General features: G+C 69.7%; 21 protein-coding genes. 8 read left to right on the top strand and 13 right to left on the bottom strand.

All coding sequences use genetic code 11. The features are described 5' to 3' along the window. Window positions 1–5: 5 nt before the first annotated feature. The 3 genes from ACZ5Y9_RS03935 to ACZ5Y9_RS03925 form a co-directional block, all read right to left on the bottom strand. Complete coding sequence (locus ACZ5Y9_RS03935) at window positions 6–623, bottom strand: TetR/AcrR family transcriptional regulator (protein ID WP_247623600.1); 618 nt, start codon at window positions 621–623, stop codon at window positions 6–8. A gap of 75 nt (window positions 624–698) precedes the next feature. Further along, window positions 699–1061 (bottom strand): fluoride efflux transporter FluC, encoded by a 363-nt coding sequence (locus ACZ5Y9_RS03930; RefSeq protein ID WP_247623601.1) that lies wholly within the window; start codon window positions 1059–1061, stop codon window positions 699–701. Continuing rightward, on the bottom strand, window positions 1058–1453 hold the full coding sequence (locus ACZ5Y9_RS03925; RefSeq protein ID WP_247623602.1) for a fluoride efflux transporter FluC: 396 nt from the start codon (window positions 1451–1453) through the stop codon (window positions 1058–1060). The genes ACZ5Y9_RS03930 and ACZ5Y9_RS03925 overlap by 4 nt, the downstream gene beginning before the upstream one ends. A gap of 85 nt (window positions 1454–1538) precedes the next feature. On the opposite strand from ACZ5Y9_RS03925, the gene ACZ5Y9_RS03920 reads away from it, so the two are divergent. Continuing rightward, a complete protein-coding gene (locus tag ACZ5Y9_RS03920; protein ID WP_464472346.1) occupies window positions 1539–3068 on the top strand; it encodes an FAD-dependent oxidoreductase in 1530 nt (509 codons plus the stop codon). A gap of 24 nt (window positions 3069–3092) precedes the next feature. Here the strand turns inward: ACZ5Y9_RS03920 and ACZ5Y9_RS03915 are convergent, their stop codons facing one another. The 3 genes from ACZ5Y9_RS03915 to ACZ5Y9_RS03905 form a co-directional block, all read right to left on the bottom strand. Continuing rightward, a complete protein-coding gene (locus ACZ5Y9_RS03915; protein ID WP_336641086.1) occupies window positions 3093–3902 on the bottom strand; it encodes a nitroreductase family protein in 810 nt (269 codons plus the stop codon). 4 nt (window positions 3903–3906) lie between these two features. Continuing rightward, window positions 3907–4290, bottom strand: coding sequence for a hypothetical protein (locus ACZ5Y9_RS03910; RefSeq protein WP_336641087.1), 384 nt, complete (start codon window positions 4288–4290; stop codon window positions 3907–3909). A 315-nt stretch (window positions 4291–4605) separates the two neighbouring features. Then, the gene (locus ACZ5Y9_RS03905; protein WP_464472345.1) at window positions 4606–5451 is read right to left on the bottom strand and encodes a MerR family transcriptional regulator; all 846 of its coding nucleotides are present in this window, start codon (window positions 5449–5451) and stop codon (window positions 4606–4608) included. Window positions 5452–5619: 168 nt separating this feature from the next. Between ACZ5Y9_RS03905 and ACZ5Y9_RS03900 the strand changes: the two genes are divergently transcribed. From ACZ5Y9_RS03900 to ACZ5Y9_RS03885, 4 genes are all read left to right on the top strand, one after another. Beyond that, the gene (locus ACZ5Y9_RS03900; protein WP_247623607.1) at window positions 5620–6465 is read left to right on the top strand and encodes a DUF4097 family beta strand repeat-containing protein; all 846 of its coding nucleotides are present in this window, start codon (window positions 5620–5622) and stop codon (window positions 6463–6465) included. After that, the gene (locus ACZ5Y9_RS03895) at window positions 6462–7085 is read left to right on the top strand and encodes a PadR family transcriptional regulator (protein WP_247623608.1); all 624 of its coding nucleotides are present in this window, start codon (window positions 6462–6464) and stop codon (window positions 7083–7085) included. Before ACZ5Y9_RS03900 ends, ACZ5Y9_RS03895 begins: the two co-directional genes overlap by 4 nt. Before the next feature lie 120 nt (window positions 7086–7205). Continuing rightward, complete coding sequence (locus ACZ5Y9_RS03890) at window positions 7206–7781, top strand: hypothetical protein (RefSeq protein WP_464472344.1); 576 nt, start codon at window positions 7206–7208, stop codon at window positions 7779–7781. Between the two features lie 101 nt (window positions 7782–7882). After that, window positions 7883–8536: a CatA-like O-acetyltransferase gene (locus tag ACZ5Y9_RS03885; RefSeq protein ID WP_464472343.1), complete on the top strand. Its 654-nt coding sequence runs from the start codon at window positions 7883–7885 to the stop codon at window positions 8534–8536. A gap of 14 nt (window positions 8537–8550) precedes the next feature. Here the strand turns inward: ACZ5Y9_RS03885 and ACZ5Y9_RS03880 are convergent, their stop codons facing one another. After that, window positions 8551–9102, bottom strand: coding sequence for a universal stress protein (locus tag ACZ5Y9_RS03880; protein ID WP_464472342.1), 552 nt, complete (start codon window positions 9100–9102; stop codon window positions 8551–8553). Between the two features lie 148 nt (window positions 9103–9250). On the opposite strand from ACZ5Y9_RS03880, the gene ACZ5Y9_RS03875 reads away from it, so the two are divergent. Further along, entirely contained in the window at window positions 9251–9436 is a 186-nt protein-coding gene (locus tag ACZ5Y9_RS03875; protein WP_029259537.1) for a DUF3073 domain-containing protein, read from the top strand. 83 nt (window positions 9437–9519) lie between these two features. Continuing rightward, entirely contained in the window at window positions 9520–10335 is an 816-nt protein-coding gene (locus ACZ5Y9_RS03870) for an MOSC domain-containing protein (RefSeq protein WP_464472341.1), read from the top strand. A gap of 9 nt (window positions 10336–10344) precedes the next feature. On the opposite strand, the gene ACZ5Y9_RS03865 is transcribed toward ACZ5Y9_RS03870, so the two are convergent. The 4 genes from ACZ5Y9_RS03865 to ACZ5Y9_RS03850 all read right to left on the bottom strand — a co-directional run bounded on the left by ACZ5Y9_RS03865 (window position 10345) and on the right by ACZ5Y9_RS03850 (window position 14538). Beyond that, window positions 10345–11658: an MFS transporter gene (locus ACZ5Y9_RS03865; RefSeq protein WP_247633056.1), complete on the bottom strand. Its 1314-nt coding sequence runs from the start codon at window positions 11656–11658 to the stop codon at window positions 10345–10347. Further along, a complete protein-coding gene (gene purF, locus ACZ5Y9_RS03860; protein ID WP_247623614.1) occupies window positions 11655–13127 on the bottom strand; it encodes an amidophosphoribosyltransferase in 1473 nt (490 codons plus the stop codon). The genes ACZ5Y9_RS03865 and purF overlap by 4 nt, the downstream gene beginning before the upstream one ends. Window positions 13128–13133: 6 nt before the next feature. Next, window positions 13134–14249, bottom strand: coding sequence for a phosphoribosylformylglycinamidine cyclo-ligase (gene purM / locus ACZ5Y9_RS03855; protein ID WP_247623615.1), 1116 nt, complete (start codon window positions 14247–14249; stop codon window positions 13134–13136). Window positions 14250–14328: 79 nt separating this feature from the next. Next, window positions 14329–14538, bottom strand: a complete 210-nt coding sequence (locus ACZ5Y9_RS03850; RefSeq protein WP_464472340.1) for a hypothetical protein — start codon at window positions 14536–14538, stop codon at window positions 14329–14331. A 158-nt stretch (window positions 14539–14696) separates the two neighbouring features. On the opposite strand from ACZ5Y9_RS03850, the gene ACZ5Y9_RS03845 reads away from it, so the two are divergent. Then, a complete protein-coding gene (locus tag ACZ5Y9_RS03845) occupies window positions 14697–15302 on the top strand; it encodes a zinc-binding alcohol dehydrogenase (RefSeq protein WP_247623617.1) in 606 nt (201 codons plus the stop codon). A gap of 3 nt (window positions 15303–15305) precedes the next feature. Here ACZ5Y9_RS03845 and ACZ5Y9_RS03840 read toward each other — a convergent pair whose 3' ends face one another. Next, entirely contained in the window at window positions 15306–15713 is a 408-nt protein-coding gene (locus ACZ5Y9_RS03840) for a potassium transporter Trk (protein ID WP_464472339.1), read from the bottom strand. Window positions 15714–16117: 404 nt separating this feature from the next. Beyond that, window positions 16118–20623 (bottom strand): HtaA domain-containing protein, encoded by a 4506-nt coding sequence (locus tag ACZ5Y9_RS03835; RefSeq protein ID WP_464472338.1) that lies wholly within the window; start codon window positions 20621–20623, stop codon window positions 16118–16120. Window positions 20624–20835 lie beyond the last annotated feature (212 nt).

Genomic DNA, 20835 nt, shown 5'->3' with positions numbered 1-20835 from the left:
GTTCCTCAGGGTGCTGTCTGTGCGGGTGCGAGGGAAGGTGCTGCGGGTGCGGATGCTGCGGGTGCGGTGCTGCCCGGGGTGAGTATCCCGGCGAGGCCGTCTCGGATGAGGCGCTCCTCGAGGGGGTCGTCGCTGATCTGGGCGTGCCAGAGTACGCCGTCGATGAAGACGGCTGCGGCCTTGGCCCTGTCCAGTCCGTGAACGGAGGCGATGAACTCGACGACCTGGTCGGACCAGCGCCGAGCCAGTTCGCGCACGCGCGGATCGTGCACGGCGGCGGTCACGACGGCCCGATCGGTCTCGAGGGCGCGGGCGTCGGCGAGGCTCTCGGTGATGAGTCGGGCCAGCGCCTCGGGCGTCACACCGACCGATTCGACGGCCTGACGGGTGGCCTCGATGCGCAGTTCGATCTCGCGCACGAGGAAGCCGAGAGCGGCATCGCGCAGGTCGTCGAGAGTATCGAAGTACTGGGTGGTCGCCCCGAGCGGAACGCACGCCCGGGCGGCGACCTTGCGGTGGGTGAGGGCGTCGACGCCGATCTCGACGATCAGCTCGGCGGCGGCTTCGACGATCTCGCGGCGGCGCGCTTCAGGGTCGCGTCTGCGCCGCGCTTTCGTCACCATCGGAGTCCTCCCGTACGTCCGTACATGTACATTTGTACATTTTTGGGGTGGGAGGAAGCTGGGAGCGGATGCCGTCTACCGCAGCGCCGCGCCGAGCGCGAGCCCCGCACCGGCGGCGAGAAGCCCCAGGACGAGCATCCCGACGGCGTTGAAGGCCGCCGCCCGACGTGCGCCGCCCCGCTGCAGTGCGACGGTGTCGAGCATCGCCGTGCTGAAGGTCGTGTAGCCGCCGATCAACCCGGCCCCGATGAGGAAGAGCTGCTCCGGAAGCGCCGTCGTCACGAGCCCGAGCGCGAACGAGCCGGTGAGGTTGATGAGCAGGATGCCCCACGGGTAGCGACGGCCCGCGAAGCGGGCGACGCCCTGATCGACGACGTATCGCAGCACGCTGCCCGCACCTCCCGCGAGCGCGGCCGCGACGAACAGCAGCGGGCTCATGACGGGGCTCCCGCATCACGCACTCCCGCATCACGTCGGGGACGGCCGATGCGCAGCCCGGCCGCCGCGGCGACGAGGCCGAACACGAGCGACCCCACGGCGTACGCGGCACCCACGAGCGGAGCATCCGCCCAGAGCGCCAGCGCGCCCGTCATGAAGGTGCTGTACGTCGTGAAACCGCCCAGGATGCCGGTGGCGAGGAACACGCGCAGATCCCTCGACGCGGGCAACCGCGCCGCGACGACGCCGATGAGGAACGCCCCGACGATGTTGGCGATGAGGATCGCGAAGGGGAATCCGCCGTGATCGGGGATCAGCAGCATCAGGGCCAACCGTGCCGCCGTACCGATCGTGCCGCCGGCCAGCACGAGGAGCAGGCGGCGGAGGGTCACGGCATCACGCTACTCCTCGCGAGGGCGCGCCGAGCACTTGTCAAGGGCGTGGGCGGTGCGGTGCGGGCCGCGTTGACTGGCCCGCATGAAGCCCCTGTGGAAGTCCGACGCCCCCGCTCCCCTCGGCACTCCCTTCGAGCCGGGCGCGCGTCACGACGTGGTGATCGTCGGCGCCGGGATCACGGGTCTCTCGACCGCCGTGATGCTCAGCCGCGCCGGCCTCGACGTCGCCGTCATCGAATCGGGCGATGTCGCCGAGCTCGCGACCGGCGGCAACACCGGCAAGCTCTCCCTCCTGCAGGGGAAGCGCCTGGCCGAGATCCGGGAGCACCATCCGGCCGCGCTCGTGCGCGCGTACGTCGCGTCGAACCGGGCGGGGATGGACTGGCTCACCGCCTTCGCCGACGGCGCCGACGTCTCGTACCTCCGCCGCACCGACCACTCGTACGCCCAGGGCCGCAGCGGACTCGAGACCCTCGAGGCGCAGCACGCCGCCGCGCAGGAAGCCGGCCTGCCGACGCGGATGCTCGCGGCCGGCGACCTCGGCGCGCTTCCGTTCGCCATCGCCGGGGCGGTGGCCCTCGACGATCAGGTGACGATCGATCCCGTCGAGGTCGCGGATGCTCTGGCCCGCGTCTTCCTCGCCGCGGGCGGCACGCTGCACACCGGCATCCGCGCCACCGGGGTGCGGGTGATCCCCGAGACGCACGTGAAGACCGCCGTCGGACCCATCTTCGCCAAGGACGTCGTGCTGGCGACCGGCAGCGCGATCCTCGACCGCGGGCTGTATTTCACGAAGACGAGCGGCATGCGGTCGTACTGCGTCTCGTTCCGCGTGCCGGGCGAGGTGCCCGCCGAGACGTTCCTCTCGGTGGACTCGCCCAGCCGATCGATCCGTCCGGTGGCGGATGCCGACGGCCCGGGCGGGATCGCCCAGCTCGTGGTGGGCGGGAACGGGCATCCGGTCGGACGATCCGACAGCGAAGAGGCGGCGGTCGAAGACCTCGTGCGGTGGACGCAGGAGCACTTCCCCGGCGCCGAAGAGACGCACCGCTGGTCGGCGCAGGACTACCAATCGCACAACCAGATCCCCTTCGTCGGCGCGATGCCGCGCGGCCTCGGCCGCATCCGCTTCGCGACCGGCTACGCGAAGTGGGGTCTGTCGAACGGCCCGGCGGCGGCGATCCGCCTGTCGTCCGAGATCCTCGGCACGCCGTGGCGCGAGCGGCCGCACTGGATGACGACGATCGCCACGCGCATGACGGTTCCCGCCGATCTCGCCCAGGGTGCGCAGGAGGGCCTCGAGGTCGGCAAGGAGGCGGTGAAGGGATGGACGGATGCCGAGACCCATCCCGTGCCGGTACCGCGCCCCGCCGAGGGCGAGGGGGTCATCGCGAACCGCGCCGGTCTCCCGGTCGGCGTCTCGACCGTCGACGGCGTCACGCGCGCGGTCGACGCCGTCTGCACGCACCTGGGCGGCGTGCTCGCCTGGAACGACGCCGAGTGCACGTGGGACTGCCCGCTGCACGCCTCGCGCTTCGCCGCCGACGGCACGCGCATCGAGGGCCCGGCGCTGAAGGACCTCCGTGAACTCCCCCGCACCGGCCGGCGCTGACGCCCCCCTGCATCCGTTGAGGAGTCAGTCCGCGTGCGGGGGCGCGGCATCCCACCCCTGTTGCGGTGTCTCGCAGTCCTCGCGGAAGACGTACTGCGAGGCGAGTTTGCGCTGACTGCTCGACCAGTCGATCGCCGGGCGGCGCTGCTCGGGCGGCAGGTAGCCGAGCCGGTACACGGCCATGAGCTCGAGCTCGTCGGGCACGCGCAGCAGCCGCACGATCTCGTCCCACCGCCCCGGAACCTCCATCGGGAACGAGATGAACTGGATACCCATCCCCAGCTCGACCGTCGTCAGCCAGATGTTCTCCATCGCGGCGCCCATGCTGAACACCGAGTAGAACGACGAGAGCTGCCCGGGTCGGTACTCGCTGCGGTCGAGCATCACGCCCAGCAGCAGCGGCGACCCGGCGACGAGCTTGCGGTTCTCCTCGCCCAGCGTCTTCGGAACGCCGAACGTGTTCATGAGTTTCTGCCCGCGCTTGGTGAACACCTGGCTCGTGAAGGGGCGCAGCGCCGCGGGCAGCTTGTCGAACAGCATCCCGCTGCGCTTCTCGTCCATCTCGGCCTGGCTGAAACGGAAGTACGGCTTGTAGCGCTCGAAGAACGTGCCGTTCGACATCGCCTCGGTCATGCTCTCGCCCGAGATGCGCGAGATCTGCGCGATCGTGTCGGGGTTCTCGATCACGACGAACCGCCACGGCTGGCTGTTCAGCTGCGAGGGCGCACGCCCGGCGGCCTCGAGCAGGATGCGCTGGTGCTCCTCGCTCACCGGATCGGGCAGGAATCCGCCGTTGGTGGTCTTGCGGCGGCGGATGGCGTCGAGCAGTTCCATGGGGTCACTTCCGGTCGGCGGACGGCACGCGCGAGCACACGACGCCCGCGACGATGAAGGGGGCGGCGGCTAGCGCGACGAGCGGATGCCGCGCGCTGTGCGTGCCGAGGTAGGGGATCGCCGCGAGCGGCGCGGCAGCGGGGAGCAGGGCGAGGGCGGCGCGACGGCTCGCTCGGCGCGGGCGCGCCCACAGACCGGCGGCGATGGCTCCGCCGGTGGTGACGCACGTCGCGATGTAGAGGGCGTGGTGCACCCACCGGAAGTTCCGCGTGTCGATGACCTTCGCGGCCACGGCGGTGCCGAGCGCGGCATTGGCCCCGTAGGCGGATGCTGCGACGACGAACAGCGGTGCGGCCGTGCTCCGCCGCCGCCTTCGCCTCCACGTCATGCCCCGACCTTACGCCCGCGCCCCCTCCGCAGAACCACCCCTTGCGCGCGAAACACCCCTGTGGGTACGGCACCCTCCCGGTTCCTGAGCGAGCGCAGCGAGACGAAGGGCCCCCGCGCGCAGCAGCGGAGGAGAACTCGCCCTCCGCACGAGGCATCCGCCGTTTCGATCCTGCAGAACGCGAGAAATCCTCCCGAACGGATGCCGCGGGGCGGCCCATTGACTCGTCTCATCTCGTCTCGTCGATTCGCTCCTCGGTCAGGGACCGGCTGGTGAAACCGGTCCCTGAGCGAGCGGAGCGAGACGAAGGGCGGCCTACAGATTCGCCTCCGCGTACACGCGGAGCGCGTCGCGGACGAACTCCGCGCCGTGGGTGCCACCCGACGAGGTGGCGTAGTTCGCGCCGAAGCGCGGGTCGGCGACGTACATCTCGCCGAGTCCGAGCACGTATGCGCGGACGTCACCGTCGGGGGCGGATGCCGGAGTCCCCGGCACTCCCGTCAGCCACTCGACGTGACGGCGGGCGAGAGCCTGCGCCTCATCGGATGCCGAGTCGATGCCGCTCTCGGCGGCGGCGATCCAGTCGCGACCGAGGTCGGCGACCCTCTGCTTCCAGTCGGTGCGCTCGGCATCCGTCATGCTCCGCCACCAGCGGTCGCCGTCGGCGTAGGCCTTCGCGCCCCAGCGCTGCTCGACCTCGTCCTTGTACTGCGTGTGGTCGAAGCCGTCGAACATGTTCTCTGCCATGAGTTCTTCACCTCCTCTCAGAGCGTCGATGGTGGATTGGACCGACGCGATCTGTCGCGCCAGCCGGATCTGCTCCTCGCGCAGCAGCGCGAGGTGGGTTTCGAGAGCGGATGCCTCCGCGCGCTTGGTCCCTGCGCCCTCGGCACCCTGGGTGCCTGAGCCCTCGGCACCCTGGGTCCCTGAGCCTGTCGAAGGGCCCAGCACCTCCGCGATCTGCGGCAGCCCGAGTCCGAGCTCGCGCAGCAGCAGGATGCGCTGGAGGCGCACGAGGGCGGTCTCGTCGTAGTGGCGGTAGCCGTTCGCCGCGATGCGCGTCGGCGCCAGCAGTCCGATGTCGTCGTAGTGACGCAGGGTTCTGCTGGTCGTGCCGGCGAGGCGGGCGATCTCCTGGATCGACCAGTCCCGACTGCTCATGCGCTTCTCCTTCCGTATGGATGTCTCCACCGTAGAAGTTGACGTTGCGTCAATGTCAAGCGCCCGCTAACCCCAGAGTTTCCCGACCTCTTGACAATGTCGAGATATATCGTGTTATCTTTCTCGAACACGATATATCTCGATCCGCACAACCCAGGAGAAGCAGACATGACCGAGAAGTGGCTCATCGCCCCCGGCGAAGAACGCGTCATCGACATCGAATCCGTGACGCGCCTCAAGGTCGGCCTCGTCGGCGGACAGGTCGACGTGATCGCGCACGACGAACCCGGCATCCGCATCGAGGTCCACGGCGTCACCACCAAGGACCTCCGCATCGAATCCCACGACGGCGAGGTCGAGATCGACCACCCGCAGCTCGGCTGGGACAACTTCCTCGAGGTGTTCCGCAACTTCGGCAGCGGCGGGCCTCGCGCCGAGGTGAGCGTGGCCGTGCCCCGCTCGATCGCGCTGAATCTCGGCGTCGTCAGCGCCGGCGCCCTCGTCTCCGGGATCCGCAATGATGCTCGCCTCAGCACCGTCTCGGGCGACCTCATCGTCGACACCCTGATCGGCGACCTCACCGTCAACACCGTCTCGGGCGACGTGCAGGTGCGCGGTCTCACCGGCTCGATCAACGCGAACAGCGTGTCGGGCGACGTGGCCGTCACCGGCGTCGTGCGCAAAGCGACCGTCGACATCGTCTCGGGCTCGACGACCGTCGACGCCGCCGGCGACGTGAACACCATCTCGGTGAACTCGGTCTCGGGCGGCACCACGGTGCGCCTCGACGAGTCGCTCGCCGCGAACTACGTCATCCGTTCGCTCAGCGGCCGCCTGCTCATCGACGGCATCGAGCGCAGCTCCTCGGGGCCGAGCAACTACACCGGCACCAAGGGCGAGCTCGCCGGGCGCTTCGTCGACCTGCGGGTGAACTCCGTCTCGGGCGGCGTCACGGTTCTGCGCCGCACCCCCGAGTCGATCACGAACGACGCGGAATGGGAGGAAGAGGCATGACCCCCGCCGTCTTCTCGCACGGCGACCTGCGCCTGTACCTGCTGTCGCTGCTCGCCGAGTCACCGCAGCACGGCTACGGCATCATCCAGGCGCTCACCGATCGCACCGGCGGCACCTACACCCCGAGCGCCGGCACCATCTACCCGCGCCTCGCGAAGCTCGAGGAAGAGGGGCTCGTCACCAAGACGGTCGACGGGCGCACCACGATCTACGCGATCACCGACGAGGGACGCGCCGAACTCGCCTCCCGCGAGAACGACCTGGCCGGGATCGAATCCGGGCTCGCCGACTCGGTGCGCCTCATCGCGAACGAGGTGCGTCAGAGCGTGCAGGACGCGATGAAGACCCTCCGGGCCGACCTCGCCTCCGCTGCGCACGACGAACGCCAGTCGGCGAAGAGCCGCCCGCGCTCGGCATCCGATGACACCCGGGTGACGAGCCGCGAGGAGATGCACCGGGCGGATGCCGTGATCAACGCGTTCCGTGCACGCATCCGCACCGATCTGCGCACGCACGTGGCACAGGGCGGCGCACTCCCCGCGAACGTGGTGACCGATCTCGAGAACGCCCTCGACGCCGCCGCCCGCGCGGTCACGGTCGGCATCTCGACGACCCGCTAGGCCGCCGCCGACGGAACGGGGTCGCTGAGCCTGTCGAAGCGCCGCGCCCCGCATCACCCGCCCCAAGAAGGTCCCGGTATCGCCCGCCGATATCGGGACCTTCTGCGCTACTGTCACCCCATGAGCATCGCTCGTCCGCTGCGCCGCAGCACCGCAGTCGCCGCTACGGTGGCGCTCTCGGTCATCGCCCTCACCGCATGCGTTCCCAGCATCACAGACATCCTTCAGCGTTCGACCGCCTCGTCCGTCGAGCAGATTCAGGACGACCTCTGGCCCTACCGTGCGGACATCGTCGCTGATCCTGAACAAGCGATCGTCGCGCTCGGATTCATCGCGGACGCCCGTCACGGTGTGCCACTGGAGGACAACCGCGGAGGAACGCTCCTTCTGAACATGAGCGATGGCGAGGACGGCCCGGCTCTCTCTCTGCTCGCATCGGGTGGGGCGCAGACGGGAGGCGGGTGGACGTACGACCAACAATCCGCCGCGGTCTGTGTCACGTTGACCTTCCCGCAGACTCGGGATCGCATCGTCACCACGCCCGCGAGGTGCCCTGACATCCCTCAGCTCGAGCACTTCGACCGCGTCTACTCCCTCGACGATCTCGACGTGCGCCGCGAAGTCACTGACGCTGATTACCCGGCGCCCGTGTGCCAGTGTTACAGCGGCAGCCCGTGCGACTGCCCGGGAGGCTAGGAGTACCGGCCGAAGCTTTCGACTTCAGCGCTGAGTCTCACGATGGAATCGGACCAGTCAGGTCCCTCGCTCACCGCGGGGACCGATGAGAGGATGACGGCGTGAGCACCCTCCGACCGATCGATCTCGACTCATGGCCACGCGTCCAGCACTTCCGGCACTACTCCACCGCCGTGCCGTGCAGCTACGCCCTCACGGTCGAGCTCGATGCGACGCGGCTCACGGCGGCGATCCGCAACGCCGCGCGCAAGACATATCCGACACAGATCTGGGCCCTTGCTGATGCGGTCAACCGTCACGAGCAGTTCCGGATGGGCCTGACCGCCGACGGCGCACCCGGCATCTGGGACGTCGTGCACCCTGCGTTCACCGTGTTCAACCCCGACCGCGAGACGTTCGCGAGCGTGTGGACGCCCTATGACCCCGACTTCGCGGCCTTCCACGAACGCGCTGTCGATCTCCTGAGCACGCACCGCTCGGCGACGGAGATGTTCCCGCAGTCCGATACGCCGCCCAACACCTTCGACGTCTCGAGCCTGCCGTGGACGACGTTCACCGCGTTCTCACTGCAGATCAAGGATGCCGGGACGCATCTCCCGCCGATCTTCACCCTCGGCCGCTACGTCGAGCGCGCGGGCCAAGTGATCCAGCCCCTCGCGATCCAGATCCACCACGCGGCGGCAGACGGCTTCCACACCGGCCGCCTCGTCGATGACCTCCAGCGGCTGTTCGACGACCCGAGCTGGGTCGGCTGAGACGCTCCGGAGACCTACTCCGCCGCCTCCGGCCAGATCTCCTTCTGCGAGTCGGGCACGAGGTCGCCGAGCGGCACGACGAGGATCGACCGGTGCTGACGGTGCGCCAGGCGAGCGGCGACCGATCCGGTGAAGAACTCTCGGATGCTCTCGCCGATGCCCCGCTTGCGGGTGCCGATCACGATCAGCTGCGCGTCGAGCTTGTTCGCCAGCTGCTTGATCGCGAGCGCCGGGTCGCCGACGAGCTGACGGACGGTCCAGGTGATGCCCGAGGCGTCGAGGGCCGGGGCGACCGCCGCCTGCACGGCTTCGAATTCGGCCGCACCGGCGTCGAAGTTGATGTCGATGGGGGCCGAGTGCACGTAGCCGTCGGGGTCCTCGTAGGTGACGAAACGCGTCACGTCGACGTGGGCGACCACGAGGGGCACACCGAGTAGTCGGGCGTAGCGCACGGCCTCGTCGACCACGCGGCCGTCTTGATGGGGCTGCACTCCGACGATCACGGCCTTCTGCAGAGCCGCGTTCTGTGCGGCCTCGTCGGACGGAGTGGAGGTGTTCTCGGTCATGATGATCGCTCCCTTCACCAGCCTGGCATCAGCCAGAGGGTATTACCCGCGTGCTATTCTGAATGCTACTCTTACCGGCTGCGCGCCGGTGTCGTGAATGCCGCGGGTCCTGACCACCCGCCGCTTAACTCGTGAGGGGGTCTCGCGCATGGGCCGTGGCCGTCAGAAGGCGAAGCACACAAAGATCGCCCGCGAACTCAAGGCGTACAGTCCGTCGGTGAACTACTCCGCGCTCGAGCGCGAGCTGGGTCACCCGACCGACGAAGACGCCTACGTCGATAAGTGGGCGGACGATTATGCCGACGAAGACGAGGACGAACTAGAGAAGGCCTGACCGCCCCTCTGTTCGACTTCTCCCCCGTATGACCTACGGGGGTTTCGTCGTACCCGGGCGACACGATCTGCGAGGATCGACGCATGCCCCATGTCGTCGCTCTCTACCGTCACCCGATCAAGGGCTTCACTCCGGAGTCGGTCGGGTCCCTGACCGTGCAGGCCGACGGACGGGCCGCGGGAGATCGCGTGCTCGCGTTCCGTTTCGCGGATGCCGCGACGCCGGAAGAGCGCGACGGCCTCGAGCACTGGCCGAAGGCGAAGGGCCTCGCGCTGCAGGACTTTCCGGCGCTGGCCGCCCTGCGCACCCACTACGACGACGCCCGTGCACGAGTGCGGATCGAGCACGACGGCGCGGTGCTCGCGGAGGCGGGTCTCGACGGCGACGGACGCGCAGAGCTGACGGATGCCGTCACCGCGTTCGTGCGCGCGACGCGGGAGGGTCGTCGCCTCGAGCGTCCCGGGCGACTCCCCCTCGTGCTGGTCGGTGACGGCGAGACCTCGCGCTTCCAGGACCGAGCCCGAGGCTACGTTTCTCTGCACAGCCGCGGCAGCGCGGAGGCATTGGGCGAGGCGGTGGGAACGGGGATCGACGATCGACGCTTCCGCTCGAACATCGTCATCGACGGGGTCGATGCGTGGGCCGAGCTGGACTGGGACGGCGAGGTGCGGATCGGCGACGTCACGCTGACCACGGAGGGACCGATCGTGCGCTGCCTCGCGACCCACGCGAACCCCGACACCGGCGAACGCGACGTCAAGGTGCTCACGACCCTCACCGGTGCGCTCGGACAGGACGAGCCGACGCTCGGACGCCTGTTCCTGCCGGTCACCCCGCCGAGCGACGAGCAAACGCCGGCGGGAGTCATCCGCGTCGGCGACGAGGTGCACGTGCCCTGAGCGTCGAGCTCACCAGCGGCCGTGCCGCGCCTCCCACTCATCTTCGATCGTGCGGCGGCGCCCGGCGACGAGACCCGCGGGGATCGACACGACGAGCACGCCGATGACGACCATCAACGGCACCTGCCAGCTCCCGGTGGTCTCGTGCAGCAGACCGATCAGCAGCGGGAAGACCGCGGCGATGCCGTAGCCGATGCTCTGCACGAATCCGCTCAGCGCGACGGCGCTCTCGGGCGTGCGCGCACGGATGCTCAGCAGCACGAGGCTGAGCGGGAACAGGATCGCCGTGAGCCCGTAGATGATCGCCCACAGCGCCGGGGCGACCGTCGGCACGAGCAGCAGACCGCCGAGACCCACAACCCCGCAGGCGACCGCGAACAGGAACAGCGGCCGCGTCGCCTGGAAACGCACGATGAGGATCGGCACCAGCAGCCCGCACGGGAGACCGGCGAGTGCGAAGAGCGAGAGCAGGAATCCGGCCGTCGCGGGGGTGACGCCGGCGATGTCGACCAGCATGGTCGGCAGCCAGGCGAAGGCGACGTAGGCCATGGTGGACGACGTGCCGAACACCAGCGCGAGCGCCCACGGCAACGGCATCCGCCACAGCCGGCCGAACACGCGCGGGCTGGCCGGCACGGTGGCGATGGGTCCGGTGGCGACGGCCGCGGCATCCGTCAGGTCGTCGACCCCGTCGGTCGGGTCGAGCACGACGTCGGCGGCACGAGCGGATGCCGTCGACGCGCGCCCGCGTTCACCGATCAGCAGCGCGATCCACGGCAGCAGCGCGAGCACCGCGAACCCGCCCCAGAGCCCGAGCGACACCCGCCAGCCGAGCGAGTCGGCGACCGGCACGGCGACGAGCGGCGGCACGAAGGTCGAGACCGCCATCATGGTCGAGTACAGCGTCATCATGACGCCGAGACGGTCGGGGAAGTACTTCTTCACCAGCGGCGGCAGCAGCACGTTGCCCGCGCCGACACCGGCGAACACGACCACGGTCGCGGCGAGCAGGCTCGTCGAATCGCCCGCGAAGCCGCGCAGCAGGAGTCCGAGCGACATCAGGGCGAGGGCGCCGACCGCGACGCGCTCGAGCCCGAAGCGCCGTTCGACGAGCGGGGTGACCAGCCCGAACACGGCGAAGCACACCGGCGGCGCGGCGCCGATGAGGCCGACGATCACGGGCGACACCGGGAAGTCACGGGAGATGTGGTCGATCACCGGTGACAGCGAGGCGACCGCCGAACGCAGCGAGAACGCCACGAGCACGATCCCGATCAGCGCGAGAGCCCGCCCCTGCCAGAGCGGGCGGCCCTCCGCGATCATGAGGTCTGCGAGCTCTCCACCCAGGCCAGGTACTCGTCGCTCACGGTTCCGGTGACGTACCGGCCGTCGAAGCAGCTCATGTCGAGGTCGTCGACGACCGAGCCCTCGGTGATCGCGGCCTTCAGGTCGTCGACCTCCTGGTAGACGAGGTGGTCGCAGCCCAGCACCTCGGCGATCTCGGGGATCGTGCGACCGTGCGCGATGAGCTCGTGACGCGACGGCATGTTGATGCCGTAGACGTGCGGGTGCCGCACGGGCGGCGCCGCCGAGGCGAAGGTCACCGAGATCGCGCCGGCATCCCGCGCCATCTGGATGATCTCCTTCGACGTCGTGCCGCGCACGATCGAGTCGTCGATGAGCAGCACGTTCTTGCCCTGGAACTCGGTCGACATCGCGTTGAGCTTCTGGCGCACGCTCTTCTTGCGCACCGCCTGCCCCGGCATGATGAAGGTGCGGCCGACGTAGCGGTTCTTGTAGAAGCCCTCGCGGTACTCGATGCCGAGCTTGCGGGCGACCTCCATCGCGGCGGGGCGCGACGAGTCGGGGATGGGCATGACGACGTCGATCTTGTTCATCGGCACGTGCTTCGCGATGGTGTCGGCGAGACGGTCACCCATACGCAGACGCGACTCGTAGACCGAGATGCCGTTCATGACCGAGTCGGGACGCGCGAGGTAGACGTACTCGAACGCGCACGGCGAGAGCTGCGTCTCGGCGGCGCACTGCTTGGTGTGCAGCTCACCCTCGGTCGTGATGAAGACGGCCTCACCGGGCTCGACCTCGCGCACGACCTCGTAGTCGCCGTTCTCGAGCACCAGCGACTCGCTCGCGACGACCCACTCGTCCTTGCCCTCGTTGCCGGGCACGGTCGACGGGCGACGCCCCAGGATCAGCGGGCGGATGCCGAAGGGATCGCGGAAGGCGAGCAGACCGTAGCCGGCGATCACGGCGATGACGGCGTACGCGCCCTCGATGCGCTCGTGCGTGCGCTCGACGGCCTCGAAGACCCGCTCGGGGTCGAGGTCGACCGTCGAGGTGGTGTTCTGCAGCTCGCCCGCGAGCACGTTGAGCAGCAGCTCGGTGTCGCTCGACGAGTTGAGGTGGCGGCGATCGCGCTTCGCCATCTCGGCGGTGAGCTCACGCGTGTTGGTGAGGTTGCCGTTGTGGATGAGGATGATGCCGTACGGCGCGTTCACGTAGAACGGCTGCATCTCCTCTTCGTTCGATGCCGTGCCCTTGGTCGCGTAGCGCACGTGACCGAGACCGACGTTGCCGAGCAGCGCACGCATGTCGCGGGTGCGGAACGCCTCGCGCACCATCCCCTGCGCCTTGGCGTTGTGCATGACGCCGTTCGCCTCTGCCGTGGCGATGCCCGTCGCATCCTGGCCGCGATGCTGCAGCAGGAGGAGAGCGTCGTAGATGTCCTGGTTGACCGGGGCCGTCCCCACCATTCCGACGATGCCGCACATGGGGTTTTACTTCGCTCCGTCCGCGTAGGCGCCCACGAGGCGCACCGCTCCACCGTCGACGCCCTTGGCGCCCTGTTCGAACTCTCCTGCCGGACGCCCGTCGAAACGCACCGTACCGACCTGCCACGCGGGCATGCCCTCGGCCTGGAGCGCCGCGATCGCGGCATCCTTCGCGCTGTCGGAGACCACCGCGAGGAAACCGATACCCAGGTTCCAGGTGCCCTCCGCCGACTCGAGCGACGAACCGGCGATGTCGCTGAGCACGCGGAAGACCGGGCTCGGCGACCACGTGCTGCGGTCGACCTCGGCCCAGCTCCCCTGCGGGAGCACGCGGGCGAGGTTCGCCGCGATGCCGCCGCCGGTGACGTGGCTGAGCGCGTGCACCGCGCCCGGGATGGCGTCGATGAGACGCAGCAGGGGAAGCGTGTAGAGGCGGGTCGGCTCGAGCAGGGCCTCGCCCCACGTGCCGCCGAGGTCGGCCGAGTTGTCGCCGTACGAGATGCCGGCGCCCGTGATGATGTGACGCACGAGCGAGTAGCCGTTGGAGTGCAGACCGCTCGAGGCGATCGCGAGCACCGCGTCGCCGTCGGTCACGCGGTCGGCGCCGAGAATCGCATCGGCCTCGACGACTCCGGTCGCGGCGCCCGCGACGTCGTAGTCGCGCGGACCCAGCAGACCCGGGTGCTCGGCCGTCTCGCCACCCACCAGCGCGGTGCCCGTCGCGGCGCACGCCTCGGCGATGCCGCGCACGATGTCGGCGATGCGCTGGGGGAAGACCTTGCCGCAGGCGATGTAGTCGGTCATGAAGAGCGGCTTCGCTCCCACCACGACGATGTCGTCGACGACCATGCCGACCAGGTCCTGGCCGATCGTGTCGTGCTTGTCGATCGCCTGGGCGATCGCGACCTTCGTGCCGACGCCGTCGGTGCTGGTCGCGAGCAGCGGGCGGCGGAAGTCGCGCAGCGCGCTCGCGTCGAAGAGACCGGCGAATCCGCCGACGCCTCCGAGCACTTCGGGGCCGTGCGTCGCCCGCACGGACGACTTCATCAGCTCGACGGCGAGGTCGCCGGCAGCGGTATCGACGCCGGCTTCGGAATAGGGATTGGTGGGGGAGGCAGCCACGCGTCCAGCCTACCGCCCGCCGGGCGTGCCGAGATGCGATCGGCTCCTGCGGAGGGAGGCGATCGCATCGGCGTCACCGTCAGTGCTGAGCGTCGTCCGCCCCGTCGACATCGTCGGTAGTGTCGCGTTCTCCTCCGGCATCCGCGGCGTCGCCGTGCCGCGCGTCGCCTTCGCCGGTCACGCCCCAGGGCGCGGTCCCCGTCTCCATCCCGCTCATCGCTCCGGACTCTCCGTCGGCGCCGTCGGCTGCCGGGCCCTCGCCCGTGCGTTCGTTCTCCTGATTGCGCATCATCTCTTCCTCTCGTCCGCGGGCAGCGGATGGCCCACTTCCCCCGGTCTACGCCTGGACGGTCGAAAGGGCGCGCGGGTTGACGCGGCGCGCGGCAGCGGTTAGCACTGCTTCCCGGATTCTCACCCCGAGCGCGGCCACAGCCCTACGATGGGGCCATGGCCGACAAGCCGCAGTGGCTCATCCGCGAAGACGCGAGCGTTCCGGTGCTCGTCGCGCTCGCGCTGCGCCAGGCCCTCGGCATCCGCGTTCCCGACGATCTGCCGACTCTGCGCGATCTGCCGGTGCGCGCGCCGGATGCCGCCGACGCCACGTCGGCCATCGAGAAGCAGTGGCGCGACTACTGGGACATGACGGTCGAGCCGCGCGCACACCCCTCCGGTGTGCCCCTCGAACTGATCGACGGTTTCGACACGCTCGTGGCACTGCCCGCCTCCGGCGCGGAAGAGCTCGGGGCGGGGATCGCCGCGCACGCGGCATCCGCTCTGCGCTACGCGCGCGCCGCGCACGACCGCTACGTGAAGTCGATGAAGAGCCACACCGGCGGCGACGCCTACCGGGCGTACGCCAGCGCGATCGCCGAGTTCGAGCGCGACATCGGCCGGCGGGCCCACTCGTTCGAGCTGAACGTGCAGGTGCTGCCGTTCTCGCAGCGCGGCATCTGGTGGATCGGTGATCTGACCGTCGCGGTGACCGACGGTCTGCGCCGAGACATCGTGGCGTTCGACTCGGCCATCCGGCCGGTCATCGCCGAACTGGCCTGAGGGTCAGTCGCGCTCGGGGGCGGGTGCGTCGGCCTCGGATGCCGCGGCTTCGGGTGCCGCCTGCGCTTCGGGTGCCGTCTGCGCTCCGGGTGCCTCGTCGTGGATCTCGATGATCGTCTCGCGGTCGACGCGCACGACTCGGTCGTGCCGGCGGCCGGTGTGCTCCAGGATCAGCGCGACGACACCGCCGAGGGCGATCCCGATCGGCACCGTCCACAGCAGCAGGAATCCGAAGACCTGGCCGGGCGGGTAGACGACGTCGAGGGCCTGCGACTCCTCGAAGCTGCCGGTGAAGGTGAGGATGCCGGCGGCGATCACACCCAGCACGACACCGATACCCATGAACACGCCGTACCGCGGCACGTGGCGCACGGTCGCTTCGACGGTCTGCGGGGTCTCGGAGGAGGACATACCCCCATTCTCCCACCGTTCCCTGCGGGCCGCGGCACGTCCTTCGTCTCGTCGCTCCGCTCCTCCATCGGGAGCCGGGTGTCTGCGGCCCCTGAGACCCGGCTCCTGAGCGAGCGGAGCGAGACGAAGGGCCCGCATGCAGCGGAGGAGAACTCGCGCTCCGCAGGAAGCATCCGCCGTTCTGATCCTGCGGAAGACGAGATCTCCTCCGTCGGGAAGGCGCGATCTCCTCCGTCACGGGCGGAGAACTCCGCGTCGGGCGGATGCTTCGCCCAGAAACCTCCGCCCATCACCGAGAACTCCGCCCATCACTGCGTCGCTCCGCCCATCACGGAGACCTCCGCCCGACCCACCCACGACGAACCGCCCTCCCGCGTGATGCGGAAGGGCGGTTCGATCGGGTGTCAGACCTCGGTGGTCGTGACGGACGACTCTGCCGTCGAGCGGCTGCGGCGCCCGACGAGCACACCGCCCGTGCCGACGAGGGCCACGACCACGAGTCCGCCGACGATCCAGACCCAGACCGGCACGCCGCCCTGCTCGTCGGCGACCTCGGTGACGGCGGTGACCGCGGTGGTCGCCTCCGACTCGGTCTCCTCGTCGTCGTCGGCCGGGGCCGCGACTCCGCAGTCCGCACCGACGGGGATGACGGCGCTGACCGGGTCGAGCTCCTCGCCCGCGGCGTAGGTGCCGAAGGCTGCGGCACCGGCCTCGGTGAGCGTCGACGGGATGCCGTCGAGCGTGATCACTCCGTCGACCGCGGTGACGTCGGCCAGCGAGAACTCGGCGAACCGCACGTCCTTCAGGTCGATGGCCTCGCCGGACTGCGTGGTGCCGGTGACGTCGACCACGATGTAGCCGGTGTCGCCCGCGAGCTCGAGGCGGAAGTTCGCCAGCGTCGTGTTCAGCGCGCCGTCGTGGCCCGTGAAGTTGATGCTGCCGCCGTAGGTCACGAGGCCCGCGCCGCTCTCGTCGTCGTACGAGCCGGAGCCGTTCGACCACACGAAGTCGGGGTACTGGTAAACCACGTCGGTGAGCGTCCAGCCGCCCTTCGCGATGCCCTCGATGTAGGTGCGGAACGACTCCTTGTATCCCCAGTTCAGGCTCGCGCCCTCGACGGTGCAGGCGCCGATCACGACGGTCTCACGAGCCAGCGTGAAGACGAGTCCGCGGGTCACCGAGCCCTGGAGGGTGAGCGTGTGCTCACCGTTCTCGAGCGTGGCGGGCAACGTGCCGGTCCACGTGGCGACACCGTTGGTGTCGGCATCCACCGTGCCGAGCAGGACGGGCGTCGAATACACGACGACCTGGATGCCCTTCTCGTTCGGCTCGAAACCGGATGCCGTGATCGTCGCCGTCTTGCCCGACTGCAGGGCGGTGAGGTTCTCGTCGTCGATCTCGATACCGGTGGTCGCCGGAGGCGTGGCCGGGAGGGCCGCCTTCTTGACGACCGTCGCGGCCGCCGCGACGGAGCCGGTCGATCCGCTCGGAGCCGCGGCTGCGGAGCCGATCGTGAACGTGACCGGGCTCAGAGTCGTCGAGTACCCCTGGAAAACCTGGTTGACGCCGGCGGAGGTGATGGATGCCGGGGCCGACGTGTAGGTGACCGCGCCGTTCGCCGTGGTCTTGCCCGCACGCGACAGGTCGAGCGTCGCGAACGGCACCTGGCTTCCGCCGTTGGTCACGTAGAGCGTCGCCGCATTCGCCGAGGTGAAGCGGATCTGCGGGTTGGCGACCGTGACATCGAGGATGCCGCCGTGACCGGTGAACCGGACCGCGCCCACGTACGAGACCGTGCCGAGGCCGGTCGCGGGGTCGTAGGTGCTGCCGGTCGCCTGTCCGAACTGGAACAGTCCGTCGGCGCGCGTGGCACCACCGGTGACCTCGATCGCGCCCTTGGCGATGTCGCTCGTGATGTAGCGCAGGAACGTGCTCGACACGTCCCAGCGCAGCGAGCCACCCGGGACGGTCGCGACCGGAGCGGTCGGGGTGACCGGGGGCTTCGGAGGCTGCGGGGGCTGCGGCGGCTTCTTGCCGAAGATCGCATCCCACTGCGCCTCGGTGACCGTCACCGTGCTGCGGGCGTAGATCGTCGATGCGGTCGGCATCGTGTGCTGCTGCCAGCTGATGACCTCGTACGTCTTGGTGCGGTCGAGCGCGCTCGCCGCCGCCGTGAGGTCGACCGAGTAGCCGCCGCCCGAGACGCTGCGCACGAACTGCATCGCGATGAAGCCGCCCTCGGCGGTGACGTCCGCCTCGGTGCCCTTCTCGATGAGCGCGACGTACGCACCCGTGATCGAGCCGTGCTTCGAACCGGTCGCCGTGACGGTCAGGCCGTTCTGGGCGGTCGCGGACGTCACCGCGGTCGTCACCTTCGGGCCGTCCAGGGGACCGAACACCGCATCCCACTGGGCCGACGTCACGTTCACGGCCTGACGCGCGTAGATCGTCGACGCGGTCGGGAGGGTGTGCTGCTGCCAGACGATGACCTCGTACGACTTCGACCGGTCAAGACCCGCCTTCGCCGCCACCAGATCGACGCTGAACGCACCACCGGACACGTTGCGCACGAACTGCATCGCCGCGAACCCGCCACCGGCGGTCACATCCGCCTCGGTACCCGCCTCGATCAGCGCCACATACGCACCCGTGATCGGCCCCAGGTTCGACCCAGACGCAGCGACCGTCAGACCCTCGGTCGACGCCACCGACACCGAACCCGACACCGTCGGGCTGCTCGGCGGGAACACCGTGTTCCACTGCGCATCCGACACGTTCACGGCCTGACGCGCGTAGATCGTCGACGCGGTCGGGAGGGTGTGCTGCTGCCAGACGATGACCTCGTACGACTTCGACCGGTCAAGACCCGCCTTCGCCGCCACCAGATCAACGCTGAACGCACCACCGGACACGTTGCGCACGAACTGCATCGCCGCGAACCCGCCACCGGCGGTCACATCCGCCTCGGTACCCGCCTCGATCAGCGCCACATACGCACCCGTGATCGACCCGAGCTGGGAGCCTCCGGCCGTGACGGTCAGACCGTCCTCGGTCGCCGCCTTCACCGTCGCGGTCGCGACGGGTGCCTCGTTGTAGTTCAGGGCGACGCTGCGCTCCTGCTCGGCGTTCACGACGCCCCCGGCGGCGTAGGTGTAGACGCCGTACGCACCGGGCTTGGCCGCGGAGTCCTTCAGCGTGAGCGTCGCGGTGAACGTGCCGTCCGCCGCGATGTCGACCCACTGGCTGCGGATGGTCGGCTGGAATGCTTCCGGAACCTGGTTCAGCACGGTCTCGGAGAGCGCCCAGAGCTGAGAGCCGATCGAGCGGTTCGCAGAAGGAGCGGATGCCGACGGCTTCCAGTTCTCGGCGAAGTTGCCGAACACGACGTACGTGCCCTGGGGCAGGTTCGCGGGGATCGGCACGCCTCGGCCACCGACGTTCGCGGTCGGGCTGTATCCCGAGCCCTTCACGACGACCTTGTCACCGGTCTTGAGAGCGGTGCCCTCGGCCGGGGTCACGCCGTCGGCCAGGAAGACCGAGATCGACGGGGCAGCCGGAACCGGCTTGACGATGTCCCACTGCGCCGTCGAGATCGTGACGGGCGTGCGCGCGAGCATGGTCTGCGCGTTCGGCAACGTGTGCTGCGTCCAGACGATGACCTCGTAGGTCTTCGTGCGGTCGAGAGCGGAGGCCGGAGCCGCGAGCGCGACCGAGAAGGCTCCACCCGAGACGTTGCGCACGAACTGCATCGCCGCGAATCCGCCGCCCGCGGTGACGTTCGCCTCGGTGCCGGTCTCGATGATCGCGGCGTAGACGCCGGTCGCGGCGCCGAACAGCGTGCCGGTGACATTCGCCGTGATGCCCGCATCGCTGACGGCGAGGTCGGAGACGGCGACCTTCGGGGCCGGCGCGTAGTTGAGGGCGACGCTGCGCTCCTGGTCGGCGTTGTTCACGCCACCGGCACCGTAGGTGTAGACGCCGTACGAGCCGGGGGTCGCCGTGGTGTCCTTGAGCGTCAGGGTCGCCGTGAACGAACCGTCGGCCGCGAGGGGCACCCACTGGCCGCGCACGGCGGCCTGGTACTGCGAGGGAACCTGGTCGAGCACGCTCTCGGCGAGCGCCCACGCCTGCACCGAACCCGAGCGGGTCGCGGCTGCGGCACCGGCGGACGGCTTCCAGTTCTCGGCGAAGTTGCCGAACACGACGTAGGTGCCCTGGGGCAGGTTCGCGGGGATCGGAGCGCCACGGCCGCCGACGTTGGCGGTCGGGTCGTAGCCCGTGCCCTTCACGACGACCTTGTCGCCGGCCTTGAGCGCGGTGTCGGCCGCGGGCGTGGTGCCGTCGGCGAGGAAGACGGAGATCGCGGCGGAAGCCGGAACCTCGGGCTCGGTCGGCGTCTCGGGCTGCGTGGGGGTCTCCGGCTCGGTCGGCGTCTCCGGCTCGGCGGGGGTCTCCGGCTCAGCGGGCGTCTCCGGCTCGGCCGGGGTCTCCGGCTCAGCGGGGGTCTCCGGCTCGGTCGCGGGCGGGAAGACGGCATCCCACTGCTCCGCGCTGATGGCGACATCGGCGCGGGCGTAGATGTTGGTGGCGTCCGGGATCGTGTGCTGCTGCCAGACGATGACCTCGTACGCCTTGGTGCGGTCGAAGGCGGATGCCGCCCCCGCGAGGTCGACCGTGAAGCCGCCGTCGGTGACGGTGCGCACGAACTGCATGGCCGCGAATCCGCCACCCGCGGTCACGCCGCTCTCGCTGCCCTTCTCGATGACGGCGGCGTAGGCGCCGGCCGTTCCCTCGGGAAGAGCGGATGCCGTGGCCCGCACCGTCACACCGGAAGTATCGGCCACGGTGACGCTGGTGGTGACGACGGTATCGGCCGCGAGCGCGGGCTGAGCGACCGTGAGGCCGGTCACGACGAGGAAGAGCGATATCAGGGCAGCTATCGCCGCGCGGACGCGGCCTGTCGCTGTGGTGCTGGGTGCTGTGGAGTTCACGGTTTCTCTCCGGGCCCCGGGGTGCGCGGGCACGCACGCCGGCGGTGCCGCTATGCAGTCGGGCGAAGGGATTAGGTTAGGCTGCACTAAGCAGCTACCGTTTCTGAGCGTAGGCTGTGCGCGAGGCTCGC

It is taken from the genome of Microbacterium sp. T3-8 (assembly GCF_055398145.1).
This window is presented reverse-complemented; position numbering and strand designations above follow the sequence as displayed.

Coding starts and splice junctions, on each gene's coding strand:
- ACZ5Y9_RS03920 (WP_464472346.1), top strand. CDS start 1,539: ATGAAGCCCCTGTGGAAGTCCGACGCCCCCGCTCCCCTCGGCACTCCC.
- ACZ5Y9_RS03875 (WP_029259537.1), top strand. CDS start 9,251: ATGGGCCGTGGCCGTCAGAAGGCGAAGCACACAAAGATCGCCCGCGAA.
- ACZ5Y9_RS03895 (WP_247623608.1), top strand. CDS start 6,462: ATGACCCCCGCCGTCTTCTCGCACGGCGACCTGCGCCTGTACCTGCTG.
- ACZ5Y9_RS03915 (WP_336641086.1), bottom strand. CDS start 3,902: ATGGAACTGCTCGACGCCATCCGCCGCCGCAAGACCACCAACGGCGGA.
- ACZ5Y9_RS03845 (WP_247623617.1), top strand. CDS start 14,697: ATGGCCGACAAGCCGCAGTGGCTCATCCGCGAAGACGCGAGCGTTCCG.
- ACZ5Y9_RS03865 (WP_247633056.1), bottom strand. CDS start 11,658: ATGATCGCGGAGGGCCGCCCGCTCTGGCAGGGGCGGGCTCTCGCGCTG.
- ACZ5Y9_RS03935 (WP_247623600.1), bottom strand. CDS start 623: ATGGTGACGAAAGCGCGGCGCAGACGCGACCCTGAAGCGCGCCGCCGC.
- ACZ5Y9_RS03890 (WP_464472344.1), top strand. CDS start 7,206: ATGAGCATCGCTCGTCCGCTGCGCCGCAGCACCGCAGTCGCCGCTACG.
- ACZ5Y9_RS03930 (WP_247623601.1), bottom strand. CDS start 1,061: ATGAGCCCGCTGCTGTTCGTCGCGGCCGCGCTCGCGGGAGGTGCGGGC.
- ACZ5Y9_RS03870 (WP_464472341.1), top strand. CDS start 9,520: ATGCCCCATGTCGTCGCTCTCTACCGTCACCCGATCAAGGGCTTCACT.
- ACZ5Y9_RS03905 (WP_464472345.1), bottom strand. CDS start 5,451: ATGAGCAGTCGGGACTGGTCGATCCAGGAGATCGCCCGCCTCGCCGGC.
- ACZ5Y9_RS03900 (WP_247623607.1), top strand. CDS start 5,620: ATGACCGAGAAGTGGCTCATCGCCCCCGGCGAAGAACGCGTCATCGAC.
- ACZ5Y9_RS03840 (WP_464472339.1), bottom strand. CDS start 15,713: ATGTCCTCCTCCGAGACCCCGCAGACCGTCGAAGCGACCGTGCGCCAC.
- ACZ5Y9_RS03910 (WP_336641087.1), bottom strand. CDS start 4,290: ATGACGTGGAGGCGAAGGCGGCGGCGGAGCACGGCCGCACCGCTGTTC.
- ACZ5Y9_RS03850 (WP_464472340.1), bottom strand. CDS start 14,538: ATGCGCAATCAGGAGAACGAACGCACGGGCGAGGGCCCGGCAGCCGAC.
- ACZ5Y9_RS03880 (WP_464472342.1), bottom strand. CDS start 9,102: ATGACCGAGAACACCTCCACTCCGTCCGACGAGGCCGCACAGAACGCG.
- purF (WP_247623614.1), bottom strand. CDS start 13,127: ATGTGCGGCATCGTCGGAATGGTGGGGACGGCCCCGGTCAACCAGGAC.